Raw genomic sequence first — 14,270 nt, forward strand, 5'->3', positions numbered from 1 at the left:
CCGCGGCGACCGGGCCCGTCCTGCCGTCGTTCGGCGCGGCCAGCGCGCCGTCGCAGAACAGCACGTCCCGGGTGGAGGGCTTGTCGAAGGAGACCGAGGCCGGTCCGTCGAAGGTGAGCCTGCCGCCGCGCACCCGGCCGGTGAAGGCGCCCGCGTTGGTGGTGACCTTCAGGTCCTTGCCGGTGTAGGCGCTCCACACCTGGTCGATGTACGGGGCGAAGTAGTCCTTGGCGAACAGCCCGGCGTCCAGGCCGTGGCCGGGCGCGATGATCCGCGTGTCGCCGACGACCAGCCTGGCGAACTCCTCGGCCTTCCGGACGGCGGCGAACGCGGCGGCCCGCCCGCCGGTGCGCACCGTGCCGGTCGTCTGGTCCTTGGCGCCGGTCAGACGGATGCTCATCGGCACGCTGAACATGTCGACCATGGTGGTGTTGCAGAACATGCCCGAGGAGTTGTACGTGAACTCCGCGCAGTCGTGGAGCACCGCGAAACTCGGGTCGGAGGACACCCAGCCCGCCGGGTACTGCAGGGCCGCGTTGCCGTTGCCGTCGGTGACGGCCTTGAACTTCAGTTTCTGGCCGAGGGAGACGTAGATCCGGCCCGACATCTGCGGCAGGGACAGACGGGTCTCCCCGCTCCCGGCGAGGGATATGGCGTAGTCGGTGAAGCCGTCGGCGCCGTTGTCCGACAGGGCGATCGGCGCGAGGCCGCCGTCCGGGGTGACCCGCACCTGCCGGCCGTCCTGGTTGCCCACGATGTACACGTGGACGGAGGCGTTGCCGAAGGAGCCGCTGTTGTTGACGATCGTCAGCGGCAGCGCGCCCGCGGCCGCCTTGGTCCGCTGGGTGGTGCCGGCGAGGGCGTGCGGGGCGATGGCGGCGACGGCCGGTGCGGCGACCGCCGCGCCACCGAGAGCGACGAGGAACTTCCTGCGGCCGAGGGCGCGCTGGTGACGGGGTGTCATGTGGGGGGAGTCTCCTTGGTGCTCGGGCGTGCGGGACACGCGGGGCTTGCTGGCGGCAGGCGGTGGTCGAGCACGCGTGAGAGCGCTCTCTCCGCCGGGCCGGGCCCGATCGTACGCATCTCAACGACCCGGGCCAACCGGTACGCTCCGCGCCCAAGCCCCGTTGACCTGCGGTTACTTGGGAATCCGGGGGAGTGGGGCCGACGCTTAACCCGTTCTTAAGGGCCGTTTAAGGGGTCGGCAAAGCCCGCTCGTCCCGTCAGGTTTGCGTTCGCCCGATGTGTGCATCCGATAAGGACAACCGACATTCGTTGAACGAGACATCAGTCGAACCATGGAGGAAACGTGGGCATCATCGCCTGGATCCTGATCGGTCTGCTGGCCGGCGCCATCGCCAAGCTGCTTCTCCCGGGCAAGGACCCGGGCGGCATCATCATCACCATGCTGATCGGCATAGTCGGCGGTCTGCTCGGCGGCTGGCTCGGCAAGGTCATCTTCGGCGTCGACTCGATCGACGGCTTCTTCGACCTGTCCACCTGGATCGCCGCGATCGTCGGCTCGCTGATCCTGCTCGTGCTGTACCGGGCCGTCACCGGCGGCCGGAGTTCCCACCGCCACGCCTGAGTGTCATGACCATGCCCTGGCGGTCCCGGCCTCGTGCCGGGCCCCGGAAGGCCGACCGCTCGTGGCCGGGCCGCATCCGCCGGCCCGGCCACGAGCATGTCCGGGGCGTTCTCACGGCGTTTCCGGGCACGTGCCCACCGCATGCTCGGGGCGGGGGAGTGCGGCCAGGGCGCGGTGAAGCCGCCGAGGCGCGCTCAGTCGGCGTGGCGCGTCAGCAGGGCCTCCGCCGCGGCGAGTATCTCCGTGACCCGCAGGCCGAACCCGGCGTCGCAGGGGTGCGGACGCCCGGTGCGCGCGGCGGCGACCAGCGCGTCCACCGCCCGCCCGAACGCGGGCACCGCGCCCTCGGCCGCGTCCGGGAGGACGCTCACCCCCGCCTCGCCGCGCAGTTCCACCGTGGCGCCGGCCGCCGCGGGCGGCGCCGTCAGGCTCAGGGTCAGGGTGCTCGACGCGCCGCCGACGTGGTCGAGGACCACGTGCACGGTGTCACCGGGCCCGTGAGCGGCGGCCGTCACCCGCCGTACGTCCCCGAGGACCGGCAGCAGCACCGAGAGCGCGTGCGGACCGACGTCCCACAGGGCGCCCTTCTCGCGCCTCCACGGGGAGGCCGCGAACGGGCTTTCGCCCGTGAACACCGCGCCGAGCCACTGCGCCCGCGCGGTGAACCAGTCGTCCCGGCCCGCCTGTTCGGCGATCCAGGTCTGCGGCTCGGGCTGGAAACGGGTGGTGAAGAAGACCACCGAGGCCACCTGTGCCTCCCGGGCGGCCTCCGCCACGGCGCGGCCCTCGGCCACGGTCGCCGCCAGCGGCTTGTCGAGCAGCAGATGGCGCCCGGCCCGCGCGGCACGTACCGCGAGACCGGCCTGGACGTGCGGGGGAAGAGCGATGGCGACCGCGTCCACGTCCGCCAGCAGCGCGTCCACGTCGTCGTAGGCGAGGCAGCCGTGGCGCTCGGCCAGTTCCTTGGCGGCGGCCGTACGGCGTCCCCATACGCCGGTGAAGTCCACCTCCGCGTGCCCACTCAGGGCGGGAGCGTGAACCATCTGTGCCCACGGGCCGGTTCCGAGCAGTCCGATGCGCATGCCGCCGCCTCTCCGCTGTGCCGAACACACGGTCACGGCCCGGTCCCCGGGACCGGGCCGTGACCGAGCGTGTCACACAAACCGCGGCGGCGGGCGGGAAGGCCACCGGGAGCCCGCACTTCAGGCGGCCCGGCGCTCCTGACCGGCGTCCCCGCAGTCCGCCTCGGCCTCTCCGGCATCCATGGGGTCCCGGGAGTCCCCCGAGTTCCCGGAGTCCCCGAGGTCCTCGCCGTCCCCGGCGCCGCGGCGGCCGCCCGGGATCAGGCGCAGGTGCCTGCGCTGCCCGGCGTGGCGGCCCCGCAGCGGCGCGGGGTCGAGTATCCGGTCCTCTATCCGGTCCATGACCAGCAGCAGCACCGAGACCAGTGGCAACAATGAAACAGCGACAAAGAGCACGACGCCCCCTCGGCCGACACGGGGAACGAGTGCTCCGAACCGCCGCTCCGATGGGTCGCGTCCGGTGAAGAAACTGTGACGATCGAGGGGTGAGTGCGGTGGTCGCGTGCTGTCGTCCGTCCGTGGACCGGTTCGGGCAAACACGGGTTCCCTAGGATGTACTCTCAGTGAAACCGGCCCAGTTGGCGCGGTGGAATCGGCGAATCTGGGGGAACGATGCCTACGGAGAACCAGCTGTCCACGAAGATCGACGAGAACGTGCCGACGGCCGCCCGGATGTACGACCACTACCTCGGCGGCAAGGACAACTACGCGGCGGACCGCGCCGCCTGCGAGGAGCTCGACAAGGTCGTCCCCAGCACCCGCCGGCTCGCCCTGAACAACCGCCGGTTCCTGCAGCGGGCGGTCAGGACGCTCGCCGAGGAGTACGGCATCCGGCAGTTCCTCGACCACGGCTCAGGCCTGCCCACCCAGGACAACGTCCACCAGGTCGCCCAGCGCATCGACCCCAAGACCCATGTGGTCTACGTGGACAACGACCCCATGGTGCTCGTCCACGGCCGTGCCCTGCTCCAGCAGGACGAGCGCACCACCGTGATCCACGCCGACCTGCGGCAGACCGACGAGATCTTCTCCCACCCCGAGACCGAGCGCCTGATCGACTTCTCGCAGCCGGTGGCCGTGCTGTTCAACTCGGTCTTCCACTGCATCCCGGACAGCGAGACCGACGGCCCGATGGCGGTGGTCCGGCGGGTGCGCGAGCGGCTCGCGCCCGGCAGCGTCATGCTCATGTGCCAGCTGGTCAGTGAGGACCCCGAAGTTCGCACCTTCGTCACCGACTTCATGGATCAGGCGACCCAGGGCCACTGGGGCCGGGTGCGCGAGCAGAAGGACGTGGCGGAGTGGTTCGAGGGACTGGAGATCCTCGAACCGGGTCTGGTGGAGGTGTCCACCTGGCGTCCCGACACCGAGGTGGCGCCCCGTCAGCTCACCAACGAGTGGATCGAGTTCGGCGGCCTGGGCGTGATCCGCTAGTCGGTCCGAGCGGGTTGGACCCCGCCCGGTGTTCGTGCCCGGGCGGGGCGTCCGGCCGGCTCAGGGCGTCGAGTACCGGTCCTCCATCGTCTTGCGCAGCAGCGCCAGGGACTCCTGGGGCGTCAGCGCCTCGTCGGCCAGCCGGTCCAGCGCGATCCGGTACTCCTCGGTCTCGTCGCGGTCCTCGAGGAAGTTGGCGCTCCTGATGTGCTCGAGGTAGACGACGTCGGGCAGATCCAGGCCGCCGAAGCGCAGATACGTGATCGGTATGGCGGGCGCGGAGGCGTTGGTGACGTCCAGCGGGATGATCTGCACGGTCACATTGGGGCGCTGGGTCATCTCCACGAGGTGGGCCAGCTGCTCGCGCATGACCTCACGGCTGCCCAGCACCCGCAGCAGCACCGACTCGTCGATGACCGCCCACAGCTGCGGCGGGTCCTGACGCCGCACCAACTCGGCGCGCCTCATGCGCAGTTCGACGCGCCGCTGCACTTCGCCCGCGGACGCGGTGGGCAGGCCCCGCTCGACGACCGCGCGGGTGTAGGCGGCGGTCTGCAGCAGGCCGGGGACGTACTGGATCTCGAAGGTGCGGATCGCGGCGGCCGCCTCCTGGAGGCCCACCAGCCGGTCGAACCACTCGGGCATCAGCCGCTTGTCGTAACGCTGCCACCAGCCGGGCTCGCCGGCCCGCCGCAGCAGCCTGAGCAGCACCGAGGACTCGTACTCCTCGGTGCCGTACAGCTGGAGCAGGGCGCGGACGTCGCCCTCGGCCGGGGGCCGTCGGCCCTTGCCCGACTCCATGCGCGAGAGCTTGGCGGCACTGAACCCGAGTTCGCGTGCCGCCTGCTCCTGGGACATCCCGGCGTCCTCGCGGAAACCCGCCAGTTGGACTCCGACCAGCATCTTCAGCAGCGTCGGGGCCGGTTCGGACCGGTCCAGATAGGGTTCGAGGCGGGAGATGCGATGCGGCTCGGCGGACATCCTGGCTCCCAGTGGACGGGCAGACTTGAGGGTTACACTATCGCACCGTCCGGCTGCGGAGCGCATCCGCCGGGAAGTCGGCAGCTTCCTTCCGCTTCACCGCGAACGGCCGCTTCACAGCAGATGGTCGAACTCGCCGTCCTTCGCGCCGGCCACGAACGCGGCCACCTCCGCCGGGGTGTAGACCAGGGCGGGCCCGTCGGGGTCACGGGAGTTGCGCACCGCGATGCCTCCACCAGTGAGGGCGGCGACCTCCACGCAATTGCCCTCGGCGTTGCTGTGCCGGCTCTTGATCCAGCGGGCGTCGAGAGAGCTCGCCCGCACTCCGTTCTGCACTGGTGGCACCGCAGTCTCCTTGCTGTTCACGTTCCGTACGTACGAGGGCCGGGCCCTCAAACGGGGGCCGACCGCGCAGGGTCGGAACCCTCGCAGCTCCCGCGCACTTTCACGAGAAATTTCGCGTGCAATTGCACGAGGACGCTGTCAGCGTGGATAATAGCCGCGGCGTCAACCCCTCGGTGGGCGCCGTCCGGTGACGTTGCATCAGGGAGATGCCGTGCCCTCACCTGCCAGCCCAGAGCCCGGAGCGGCGCACACGGCCGCGGTCACCGCGGTCGCACCGTGGCCGGACCGGGCCCCAGTGCCCGACGGCTCGGCGTGGGAGGTCCGGCTGCCCGCGGCCGCGACCACGTCCTGCCGGGAGCCGGACGTGATCACCGGGGCGCTCCCCGCCGTGATGCTGCGCGTCGAGTGCGACCGGGAAGGCTTCGGCCGGGCCCGGGAGTTCACCCACCGAACGCTGCGCGACTGGGCGCTCGGACACCGCGGTGACGACGCGGCCGTCGTCGTCACCGAGCTGGCGGCCAACGCCGCCACGCATGCGGTGCCGTTCGCCCCGGCGGGCGAGGCGGAGGTGTGGCTCGGCATCGCCCTCGACGCGGGGCACCTGGTGCTCACCGTCTCCGACCCCTGCGACAGCGGCCCCGTGCTCGCGTCCGCCTGCGGACCCGGACTGCTGGAGCACGGGCGCGGCCTCGCCATCGTCGACGCCCTCGCGGAGGAGTGGGGCTGGAACCCGAGACCTCCGGCGGGCAAGACCGTCTGGGCGAAGCTGTCCGCCCGCCCTCCCCACTGAACCGCCGTCCCCCCATAAGACCGCCGCGGAAAGGCCCGACGCCATGCGCACCGCACAGACGGAGCAGCCGAGCACCCAGCGCACCGACCGCGCGACCACCTCCACCGGCACGGCCACGACCGCGCCCCTCACGGCACTGGGACAGGTGCCCTGGGGCGACATCAGGGACTCCACCGGCTCCGCGGCCGCCATCCCCCGGCTGCTCGAGCGGGTGGCCCGGGGCGACGCCGAGGCCGCGCGGGCCGCGCTCGACGAGCTGCGCACCCGCATCTGCCAGTACGGCTTCGTGGTCGAACAGGCGACCGCCGCCACGGTCCCGTTCCTGTGGGAGCTGGCCCAGCTGCCGCACGTGACCTGCCGGCCGCAGATCATCCAGCTGCTCAAGAGCATCGCCGACGCCCGGCAGTGGGAGGACGTCGCCGCCGTGTACCCCAAGGTCCTCAACCACCGTGAGAACCCGGTGGTCTGGGAGCGGCGGGCCCGGCAGGCCGTGCGCGCCCGGCGCGGCGCCCTGCGCACCCTGCTGGCCGAGCAGGACCGCGACATCGCCCGGGCCACCACCGAACTCGCCACCGCCCTCGGCGCCTGACCTTCCCGGCGCCCGGCCGGCGGCCCGAAGCCCGACCGGCCCCGCAGCCGCCGAAACCGTTCTCCCGTCCTGACCGGATCTCAGCCGGACCCGCTCACGGAAGGACTTCTCGTCGCGACCCGGGGACGGCCGGAGACCGTCCGTTCACGGTCGCCGGGGACGCTTCGTTCTCCTGTGCCCATCCTGCGCGCCGGGTCCCCAATCTTGGCCGAAGAGCCCCAAAGCACCTATATTGCGGATGCCTCTGCCGGGTCGCGCGGCGCCCTGTCGCCGCGGACGGGAGCCGCCCGGACGTGCGGGCCGAGTATGCAGCGGAGGACCCGGTGACCGATATCCGACCAGGCGGGCGCGGCAGTGAACTGGCGTGAGCGCGGGGCGTGCCGTGCCGAGGACCCCGAGCTGTTCTTCCCCCTCGGGGAGAGCGGCCTGTCACTGCGCCAGATAGGAGAGGCCCGCGCGGTGTGCCGCAGGTGCCCCGTGCTGCTGGAGTGCAGGGCGTTCGCCCTGCGCAACAGCGAGTACGACGGGGTCTGGGGCGGCATGACCGCGGGGGAGCGCCGTGCCGTGGCGCGCGGGAGATCCGAGGACCGCGGCCGGTGGGAGCCGGCGGGCCCCTGAAGCGGATCAGCGACTGATCCGCCCGTAAAACGACTGAATTTCGTCAATCGTGTGCCGCGAGGCGGCCTGCATGCATGGCACGGCGTGCCTGGGGCATACGCAGCAAGAAATCGAGAGAGGGGCGCTCCGTGCTGGTTCCGGACCCGAAGGTCGTCAGGACGTTGCTGACTCGGTACGCATCGCTGAAGATCGCTCAGGCGGAGAGGGAGCGGGCCGAGACGGCTCGGGAACTGGAGGACGTCAGTTACACCCTGTGCGTCATGATGGGCACCGTCGGGATCCACGAGGCGATCGCCAGGGCCGATGCCCTGCTGCTCGCCTCCGGGCGTGCGGCGGACGTCACGACGGACACCGAGGGGGAGAGCGGTCTGTCGCTGGCCGTCTGAACGACCGTCCCTCCCGGTCCGCCCGGCGGCGGGGCGGGGCGCGGGCCCCTTGGTGGCACCGGGTGCCGGAATCATGGAAGCGACGTCAAGGCGCCACCGTACGCCTGCCCTTGACGGACTCCTCCTCCGGTGCGCAGGGGCGGGCCAGCCACTCCGCGATGGTCCGGGCGATCGGCTGTCCCGTCTCGACCTCCACGAACCCGAACTGGCCCGACTGGTTGCACTCCAGGAACCACCACGTCCCGTCCGCGTCCTCGGCGAAGTCGAAGGCACCGTAGGACAGTTGGGCCTCGCGCAGATAGGCCCGCACGGCCTCGGCGGTGCGCGGCGGGACCTCGGCGGGCAGCCACGGGGTGGCCGACGAGGCGAACCGGACGTCCACTTCCCCGGGATCCGCGTCCGCGGGAGTCTCCTTGCGCGCGGCCAGCATCGTCTCGCCGACGACCGTCAGCCTGATGTCCGCGCGCTTGGCGACCCGGCGCTGCAGCAGCGTCGGACCGTAGGCGACCGCGCCGAAGTCCGTGTCGGGCGCCACCCTGCTGGTCGGCACCGCCCGCGGCGGCTCCTGCGGATGCGCGCCCGAGACCGGCTTGACCACCAGGTCCGGGAACCGCTCGGCGAACGCCCGGGCGGCCTGCGGGAAGGTGGTGATGAGGGTGGCCGGCACCGGCAGGCCGCTGCGCTGGGCGAGCCGGAGCTGCCACGGCTTGTGCCGCGCGCGCTGTGCGGCGTCGGGATGGTTCATCCAGCGCGCTCCGCTGCCGCGCAGCATGCCGTAGAGGGCCTGCCCGGCCTCCTGGGTCAGCCACGCCGAGGGCTGGGCGGCCCGCGACGCGGGCGCGCCGGGGCGGCGCACCCACACCGAGCGCAGCCCGTTCACGCTCACCAGCCGCCCCCCGGCGGACAGATGGCCGCGGAAGGAGCCGTGCACGTACTCCCCCGAGAGTGCCACCCCCGCGGTCAGGTCGGCCGGGTCGAGCCGGACCACCGGCACCGAGGAGGCGTTCAGGTGCACCACCACCATGTCCGCCGTCACGTCCTCCTCGCCGGTGAGGATCAGTACGGTCATCGTCGCGGGCCGTGATCAGTCGTCGAAGTGGGTCTTGGAGCCCGCGGTGGAGGTCGTGGTGCCCAGTTCCCTCAGGAGCGCCTGGTCGGACGCGGCGATCCGGCCGTCGAAGAGCACGTTCAACTGCAGTCCGGAGTCGTAGACGTACGGCGTCACGGCCTCTGTCTCCACTGCCGGCCGTGCGTAGTTGAGCGCGAACGGTTGCATCGTCTCTCCCCATTCGGTGCAGCCGCGATCAAGCGGTGGTCATCTTGCGGTGTCGCTTGGCCCGCTGACTTTGTTTCGGGTTCCCGAGACTTATACGAATCGAACGGGTGAATGGTTTCCTTACGGAGCGTAGTCACCGGCGTCCGTCTGCCCGCCATGCCCGGATCCTCCCGGTCGGCGGCCCGGCGTCAACTGCCGGTCGCCGGCGGCCCCGTGGAGCACGCGCAGCGCGAGCAGCAGGACGCCGATGTCGTCGAGGTAGACCGGGTCCGGCAACAGGTCGACGGGCAGCAGGAAATAGGCGACCGCACCCCAGAACACCCAGCGTGGGCCGGTCGGAAGCCCCGCCCGGCGCAGGTCCCGGCGGGCGCGCACCAGCCGTACGAGAACGCCCGCGGCCACCGCGAGCAGCAGGGCCGCGACGACTGCGGCGACGATCAGCACCTTGGTGCCGGAGTCCACGATTCCCGTCCTTTCCCGGTGACATGTGTGACATGCGCAACAGATGGGTTTCAAGCGACAGATGTTCGAAAAATGTACCTCTGTGTGACCAAGGCACTGCGTGCGGGAGCGCCCACCCCTGTCGGATTCCCCGTCACCCCGCCGGCTCACCCGGGTGGCGCGGCGTTCGCGGGGACCTTAGTAATGGTCAGGGTAAAAGGCGTGTCGCGCTTCGGGGGCGCAGGAGCGGCCGCACCCCTGCCATGGAGCCCAGATGACCACCCGCTCTTCACCACCCCAGTCGGACCAGTCCGTCATCGCCTTCACCGAGGAGATCCACTGGGCGGGTCCGCCCGGCGGGCTCGTGGGCGGCGGCGAGGGCGACCTCGGCGACGGTGACGCGGTGCGCGGCCTGGTGAGGGCCGCTGTCGGCGACCGCTCCCTGGAGGAGGTCGTCCGGCTCGTCACCCTGCTTCAGGACTCGCCGGACTACCCGGGCGCCGCGGGACACGTGCTGCGCGCGGTGGCGGTCGACCGCCCCGTGGAGGACGTGGCCCGCCTGGTCGCCGAGCTGACCAGGCCGCCGCGCGCCGCCGACAGCGCCGACGACACGATCCGCACCGCGGTCGCCAGCCGCTGCGTGGAGGACGTGTCCCGGCTGGTGGCGCTGCTGCACCGGGCGCCGCAGCAGCCGCACTGCGGCCGTGAGGCGGTCCGCGCGGCCGCGGCCGGCCGGCCCGTCGAGGAACTCGTCGAGCTGATCGGCCGCCTGACCCGGGACGTGTACCACCGTCCCCCGCACCGGGGCACCGGAGACGGACCGTTGGCGATCGTGCCGGGACTCGAGGCGCCGTCGCTCATCCCTGATTCGACCCCCACCGCCCCGTTCCAGGACGCCGAGCGGATCGTACGGGCCGCGAGTACCGAGCCGGCCGTGCGGCCGCTCTTCTGGCCCAGCTGGCTCGCCGCCGCGGCCCTGGTGGTCTGCGGCGCCGCCTACTTCCCCCTGCGGCGGGACGGCGCCTCCCTGGTCGTCTACGTGCTCACCCTGGCCGTCTCCGCGCTGTGCGGCGCCCTGGCCCTGCTCCTGGCGCTGCGCGCCGGGGTCGTGGTGCTGGTCGCGGGCGCGGTGGTGCCCGCCCTGCTGGCGGGGATCGGCTACTTCGAGGGCAGGTTCGCCTCCGCGGAGCTGAACCGCTCCCTGGCGATCACGGTGGCCCCGCCGTGGAGCGCGGGTCTCACCGCCGCCTGCGCCAGTCTGGCCTGTCTGGCCGCCCTCTCCCTGCTGCTCATGGTGCAGGTCGCCGAACGGCACCCGCCCCCGCGGCCCATGGAACCCACCGCGCCGGCGGACTGAACGGCGGGCGCGCTCAACCCGCCAGCGCGCTCAGCACCTTGTCCGGCGTCAGGGGCGGTTCGCGGAAGCGGACGCCGGTGGCGTGATGGACGGCGTTGCCGACGGCGGCCGCGCTGCCGACGATGCCGATCTCCCCGATCCCCTTGCTGCCCATGGGGTTGAGGTGGGTGTCGGCCTCCTCGATCCAGTGCGCCTCGATCTCGGGCACGTCGGCGTTCACCGGCACGTGGTACGACGCCAGGTCCGACTCCGCGAAGTCGCCGAACGCCGCGTCCATCGTGCTGCCCTCGGTCAGCGCCATGCCGAGCCCCATGGTCATGCCGCCGACGAACTGGGAGCGCGCGGTACGGGCGTTGAGGATGCGGCCGGCCGCGAAGACGCCGAGCATCCTGCGCACGCGGACCTCCCCGGTGACCGTGTCCACGGCGACCTCGGCGAAGTGCGCCCCGAAGGCGTGGCGCGCGTAGGAGCTCTCCGCGTCGGCCTGGCCCGCGGTGTCCGCGCGGGCGCTCAGCCCGGTGCCGGGCGGCGGCCCGGCGTGGTCGGCGAGCCGTGCCGCCAGCCGTACGCACGCCTCGTGCACGGCCCAGCCCCAGGAGGCGGTGCCCGAGGAACCGCCCGCCAGCGGGGCCGAGGGCAGGTCGCTGCTGCCCACCTCGGTCCGCACCCGCTCCAGCGCCACCCCGAGGGAGTCCGCCGCGACCTGGGCCAGCACGGTACGGGCCCCGGTGCCGATGTCGGTGGCGTTGATCCGCACCACGAAGGAGCCGTCGGGCAGCGCCCGCGCCTCGGCGGTGGACGGAGCGACCTGCACGGGATAGGTGGCCGCGGCCACGCCCGTGCCGATCAGCAGCGGACCCTCGGCGCGGGACCGGGGCCGCGGATCGCGCTCCGCCCACCCGAAGCGCCGGGCGCCCTCCCTCAGGCACTCGACGAGATGGCGGCTGCTGAACGGCTTGCCGGTGTCCGGCTCGCGGGCGGGCTCGTTGCGGACCCGCAGCTCCACAGGGTCCATGCCGAGCCCGGTCGCCAGCTCGTCCACGGCCGACTCCAGCGCGTACATACCGGGCGCCTCGCCGGGCGCCCGCATCCAGGACGGCGTCGGCACGTCGAGGCGGACGACCCGGTGGGCCGTACGGCTGTGCGGCGCGGCGTACATGACGCGCGCGGGGACCGCGGCCGGCTCGACGAACTCCTTGACGCGCGAGGTGTGCGTGGTGACCTCGTGGGTCAGCGAGGTCAGGCGGCCGTCGGCCGTCGCGCCCAGCCGGATCCGGTGCAGCGTGGGCGCCCGGTGCCCGACGACGGCCGGCAGGAAGCGCCGGGGCAGGGCGACGGTCACCGGACGGCCGGTGTGCAGCGAGGCCATCGTGGCGAGCACCACGTCGGGGCGCGGGGTGCCCTTGGAGCCGAAGCCCCCGCCCACGTGGTCCGCGACCACGGTGATCCGGTCCCCGGGCAGCCCGAACAGCGCGGCCAGCGTGTCGCGCACGGTGGTGCCGCCCTGGCTGGAGGTGTGGACGGTGAGCCGCTTCCGTCCCCGGTCCCAGTGCGCGGTACTGGTGTGCGGCTCCATGGGGTGGTTGTGCAGCGGCGGCACCTCGTACGCCACGTCGACGCGGACCTCGGCGGAGCCGAAGGCGCTCGCCGGGTGGCCGTGTTCCCGCACGGCCGGCTGGCCGCTGCCTGTGTCCTCGGGCTCGTAGGCCCGCGGATGGTCCGCCGTGAGGATCACGTCGTGGGCCTCCTCGGCGTACTCGACGCGGACCGCCGCCGCCCCCGCCCGGGCCGCCTCGAGCGTCTCGGCCACCACCAGCGCCACGAACCATCCCCGGTGCGGCACGTCAGGGTCCTGGAGCACGGCGAGGGTCGCGTCCTCGGGGTCGGCGAGCCGGGGGGCGTTCTCGTGGGTGAGCACCGCGAGCACGCCGGGCACCGCGAGGGCGGCCGAGGCGTCCACGGCCGTCACCCGGCCGCGCGCGACGGCGGCGGGTACGGGCCGGGCATGGGCGCGGCCCGGCATCGGGTGCTCGGCCGCGTAACGGGCGGCTCCGGTCACCTTCAGGCGGCCTTCCCGGCGCTCGGCGGGAGCGCCCAGTGAGGTGCCCGGAGAGGTACCGGTGGGGGCCATGGGGTCCTCCTGTGACGGTCGGCGTGCCGCTTCGGCTCGGTTCGGTCCGGCTGCCGGCCGGCTCACCCGGTGCCGGCCCGTGCCAGCCGGGTCAGCACGTCCACGGCGAGGGCGCGGGCGAGCGGCACCTTGTAGGCGTTGTCCCGCAGCGGCCGGGCCGCGGCGAGCTCGGCGTCGACGGCGCGTGCGAACGCCTCCGTCGTGGCGGGGCCGCCCAGCAGCGCCTCCTCGGCCCGCACCGCGCGCCAGGGCCGGTGCGCCAGGGCCCCGAAGGCGAGGCCCGCCTGCGCGACGGCGCCGTCCGACACCCGCAGCACCGCCGCCACGGACGCCAGCGCGAACGCGTACGAGGCCCGGTCGCGGGCCTTGCGGTAGGCCGAGGGCACCCCTCCCGTGGCCGCGGGCAGCACCACGCCGGTGATCAGCTCGCCGGCCCGGATCACCGTCTCCCGCTCCGGGTGGTTCCCGGGCAGTCGGTGGAACTCCGCCACCGGCACGTCGCGGGCGCCCTCGTCGCCGTAGAGCTCCACGCGCGCGTCCAGCGCGGCCAGGGCCACGGCCATGTCCGAGGGGTGGGTGGCGATGCACTGCTCGGACCAGCCCAGCACCGCGTGGTCGCGGTGCACCCCGTCGCGGGCGCCGCAGCCGGTGCCGGGCTCGCGCTTGTTGCAGGGCTTGGACAGGTCCTGGAAGTAGGGGCAGCGGGTGCGCTGCAGCAGGTTGCCGCCCGTGGTCGCCGCGTTGCGCAACTGCCCGGAGGCGCCCGCGAGCAGCGCCTGGGACAGCGCGGGGTAGCGGTCGCGGACCAGGGGATGCGCCGCCAGGTCGCTGTTGCGGACCGTGGCGCCGACCCGCAGCGAGCCGTCGGGCAGCTCCTCCACCCGGTCCAGGGGCAGCCGGGAGACGTCCACGAGCGCGTCCGGCCGCTCCACGCCCAGCTTCATCAGGTCGACGAGGTTGGTGCCGCCGCCGAGGTAGCGCGCGCCGGGCCGCGCCGCGAACGCCTCCGCCGCCTCCTCGACGCTCGTGGCCCGTACGTATCCGAAGGACCTCATCGGATCACGCCCTCGGCCCGTCCGGCCGCGTCCTCAACGGCCTCGACGATGCGTGGGTAGGCGCCGCACCGGCACAGGTTGCCGCTGAGGCGCTCGCGGATCTCCGCCCGGTCCAGCCGGACCGGGCGGCCGGACGGCACCTCGGGGCCGGTGACGTGGGAGGGGTGGCCGGCCGCGGCCTCGGCCAGGGCGCCGGCCGC

Annotated in this window: 18 protein-coding genes; 7 read left to right on the plus strand and 11 right to left on the minus strand. The window is 73.1% G+C overall.

Going from position 1 to position 14,270, the window contains the following annotated elements; genetic code table 11:
• Nucleotides 1–964 (minus strand): beta-1,3-glucanase family protein (locus tag IE249_RS22790; RefSeq protein ID WP_229859047.1); only part of this gene is annotated, 964 nt, incomplete at its 3' end.
• 345 nt (nt 965–1,309) lie between these two features.
• Between IE249_RS22790 and IE249_RS22795 the strand changes: the two genes are divergently transcribed.
• On the plus strand, nt 1,310–1,588 hold the full coding sequence (locus tag IE249_RS22795; RefSeq protein WP_189707359.1) for a GlsB/YeaQ/YmgE family stress response membrane protein: 279 nt from the start codon (nt 1,310–1,312) through the stop codon (nt 1,586–1,588).
• 194 nt (nt 1,589–1,782) lie between these two features.
• Here IE249_RS22795 and IE249_RS22800 read toward each other — a convergent pair whose 3' ends face one another.
• Complete coding sequence (locus tag IE249_RS22800) at nt 1,783–2,670, minus strand: Gfo/Idh/MocA family protein (RefSeq protein ID WP_189707361.1); 888 nt, start codon at nt 2,668–2,670, stop codon at nt 1,783–1,785.
• 120 nt (nt 2,671–2,790) lie between these two features.
• On the minus strand, nt 2,791–3,066 hold the full coding sequence (locus IE249_RS22805) for a hypothetical protein (RefSeq protein WP_189707648.1): 276 nt from the start codon (nt 3,064–3,066) through the stop codon (nt 2,791–2,793).
• Nucleotides 3,067–3,282: 216 nt separating this feature from the next.
• Here IE249_RS22805 and IE249_RS22810 point away from each other — a divergent pair, with 216 nt between their 5' ends.
• Nucleotides 3,283–4,101: an SAM-dependent methyltransferase gene (locus tag IE249_RS22810; RefSeq protein WP_189707363.1), complete on the plus strand. Its 819-nt coding sequence runs from the start codon at nt 3,283–3,285 to the stop codon at nt 4,099–4,101.
• A gap of 60 nt (nt 4,102–4,161) precedes the next feature.
• Here IE249_RS22810 and IE249_RS22815 read toward each other — a convergent pair whose 3' ends face one another.
• Entirely contained in the window at nt 4,162–5,082 is a 921-nt protein-coding gene (locus IE249_RS22815) for a helix-turn-helix domain-containing protein (RefSeq protein ID WP_189707365.1), read from the minus strand.
• 114 nt (nt 5,083–5,196) lie between these two features.
• On the minus strand, nt 5,197–5,427 hold the full coding sequence (locus IE249_RS22820) for a DUF397 domain-containing protein (protein WP_189707367.1): 231 nt from the start codon (nt 5,425–5,427) through the stop codon (nt 5,197–5,199).
• A 295-nt stretch (nt 5,428–5,722) separates the two neighbouring features.
• Between IE249_RS22820 and IE249_RS22825 the strand changes: the two genes are divergently transcribed.
• From IE249_RS22825 to IE249_RS22840, 4 genes are all read left to right on the plus strand, one after another.
• Complete coding sequence (locus tag IE249_RS22825; protein WP_373304428.1) at nt 5,723–6,217, plus strand: ATP-binding protein; 495 nt, start codon at nt 5,723–5,725, stop codon at nt 6,215–6,217.
• A gap of 43 nt (nt 6,218–6,260) precedes the next feature.
• Nucleotides 6,261–6,806, plus strand: coding sequence for a hypothetical protein (locus IE249_RS22830; RefSeq protein ID WP_189707369.1), 546 nt, complete (start codon nt 6,261–6,263; stop codon nt 6,804–6,806).
• A gap of 354 nt (nt 6,807–7,160) precedes the next feature.
• Nucleotides 7,161–7,424, plus strand: a complete 264-nt coding sequence (locus tag IE249_RS22835) for a WhiB family transcriptional regulator (protein WP_189707371.1) — start codon at nt 7,161–7,163, stop codon at nt 7,422–7,424.
• Nucleotides 7,425–7,552: 128 nt separating this feature from the next.
• Nucleotides 7,553–7,810 carry a DUF5133 domain-containing protein gene (locus IE249_RS22840; protein ID WP_189707373.1) on the plus strand — a complete coding sequence of 86 codons (258 nt, stop codon included), beginning with the start codon at nt 7,553–7,555 and terminating at the stop codon, nt 7,808–7,810.
• A gap of 85 nt (nt 7,811–7,895) precedes the next feature.
• Here the strand turns inward: IE249_RS22840 and tgmB are convergent, their stop codons facing one another.
• The 3 genes from tgmB to IE249_RS22855 form a co-directional block, all read right to left on the minus strand.
• Nucleotides 7,896–8,879, minus strand: a complete 984-nt coding sequence (gene tgmB / locus IE249_RS22845; protein WP_189707375.1) for an ATP-grasp ribosomal peptide maturase — start codon at nt 8,877–8,879, stop codon at nt 7,896–7,898.
• A gap of 15 nt (nt 8,880–8,894) precedes the next feature.
• The gene (gene tgmA / locus IE249_RS22850; protein WP_189707377.1) at nt 8,895–9,086 is read right to left on the minus strand and encodes a putative ATP-grasp-modified RiPP; all 192 of its coding nucleotides are present in this window, start codon (nt 9,084–9,086) and stop codon (nt 8,895–8,897) included.
• Nucleotides 9,087–9,206: 120 nt separating this feature from the next.
• Nucleotides 9,207–9,548, minus strand: a complete 342-nt coding sequence (locus IE249_RS22855) for a YkvA family protein (protein ID WP_189707379.1) — start codon at nt 9,546–9,548, stop codon at nt 9,207–9,209.
• A gap of 253 nt (nt 9,549–9,801) precedes the next feature.
• On the opposite strand from IE249_RS22855, the gene IE249_RS22860 reads away from it, so the two are divergent.
• Nucleotides 9,802–10,884, plus strand: a complete 1,083-nt coding sequence (locus IE249_RS22860; protein ID WP_189707380.1) for a hypothetical protein — start codon at nt 9,802–9,804, stop codon at nt 10,882–10,884.
• Between the two features lie 13 nt (nt 10,885–10,897).
• Here the strand turns inward: IE249_RS22860 and IE249_RS22865 are convergent, their stop codons facing one another.
• The 3 genes from IE249_RS22865 to IE249_RS38195 all read right to left on the minus strand — a co-directional run.
• Nucleotides 10,898–13,015 (minus strand): xanthine dehydrogenase family protein molybdopterin-binding subunit, encoded by a 2,118-nt coding sequence (locus tag IE249_RS22865; protein WP_189707382.1) that lies wholly within the window; start codon nt 13,013–13,015, stop codon nt 10,898–10,900.
• 62 nt (nt 13,016–13,077) lie between these two features.
• Entirely contained in the window at nt 13,078–14,070 is a 993-nt protein-coding gene (locus tag IE249_RS22870; RefSeq protein ID WP_189707384.1) for an FAD binding domain-containing protein, read from the minus strand.
• On the minus strand, nt 14,067–14,270 hold a 204-nt coding region (locus IE249_RS38195), incomplete at its 5' end, for a 2Fe-2S iron-sulfur cluster-binding protein (protein ID WP_229859049.1). The genes IE249_RS38195 and IE249_RS22870, both read right to left, overlap by 4 nt.

This window comes from Streptomyces anandii JCM 4720 (genome assembly GCF_014650655.1).
GTDB lineage: Bacteria > Actinomycetota > Actinomycetes > Streptomycetales > Streptomycetaceae > Streptomyces > Streptomyces anandii.

Coding starts and splice junctions, on each gene's coding strand:
- IE249_RS22800 (WP_189707361.1), bottom strand. CDS start 2,670: ATGCGCATCGGACTGCTCGGAACCGGCCCGTGGGCACAGATGGTTCAC.
- IE249_RS22810 (WP_189707363.1), top strand. CDS start 3,283: ATGCCTACGGAGAACCAGCTGTCCACGAAGATCGACGAGAACGTGCCG.
- IE249_RS22815 (WP_189707365.1), bottom strand. CDS start 5,082: ATGTCCGCCGAGCCGCATCGCATCTCCCGCCTCGAACCCTATCTGGAC.
- IE249_RS22830 (WP_189707369.1), top strand. CDS start 6,261: ATGCGCACCGCACAGACGGAGCAGCCGAGCACCCAGCGCACCGACCGC.
- tgmB (WP_189707375.1), bottom strand. CDS start 8,879: ATGACCGTACTGATCCTCACCGGCGAGGAGGACGTGACGGCGGACATG.
- tgmA (WP_189707377.1), bottom strand. CDS start 9,086: ATGCAACCGTTCGCGCTCAACTACGCACGGCCGGCAGTGGAGACAGAG.
- IE249_RS22860 (WP_189707380.1), top strand. CDS start 9,802: ATGACCACCCGCTCTTCACCACCCCAGTCGGACCAGTCCGTCATCGCC.
- IE249_RS22865 (WP_189707382.1), bottom strand. CDS start 13,015: ATGGCCCCCACCGGTACCTCTCCGGGCACCTCACTGGGCGCTCCCGCC.
- IE249_RS22870 (WP_189707384.1), bottom strand. CDS start 14,070: ATGAGGTCCTTCGGATACGTACGGGCCACGAGCGTCGAGGAGGCGGCG.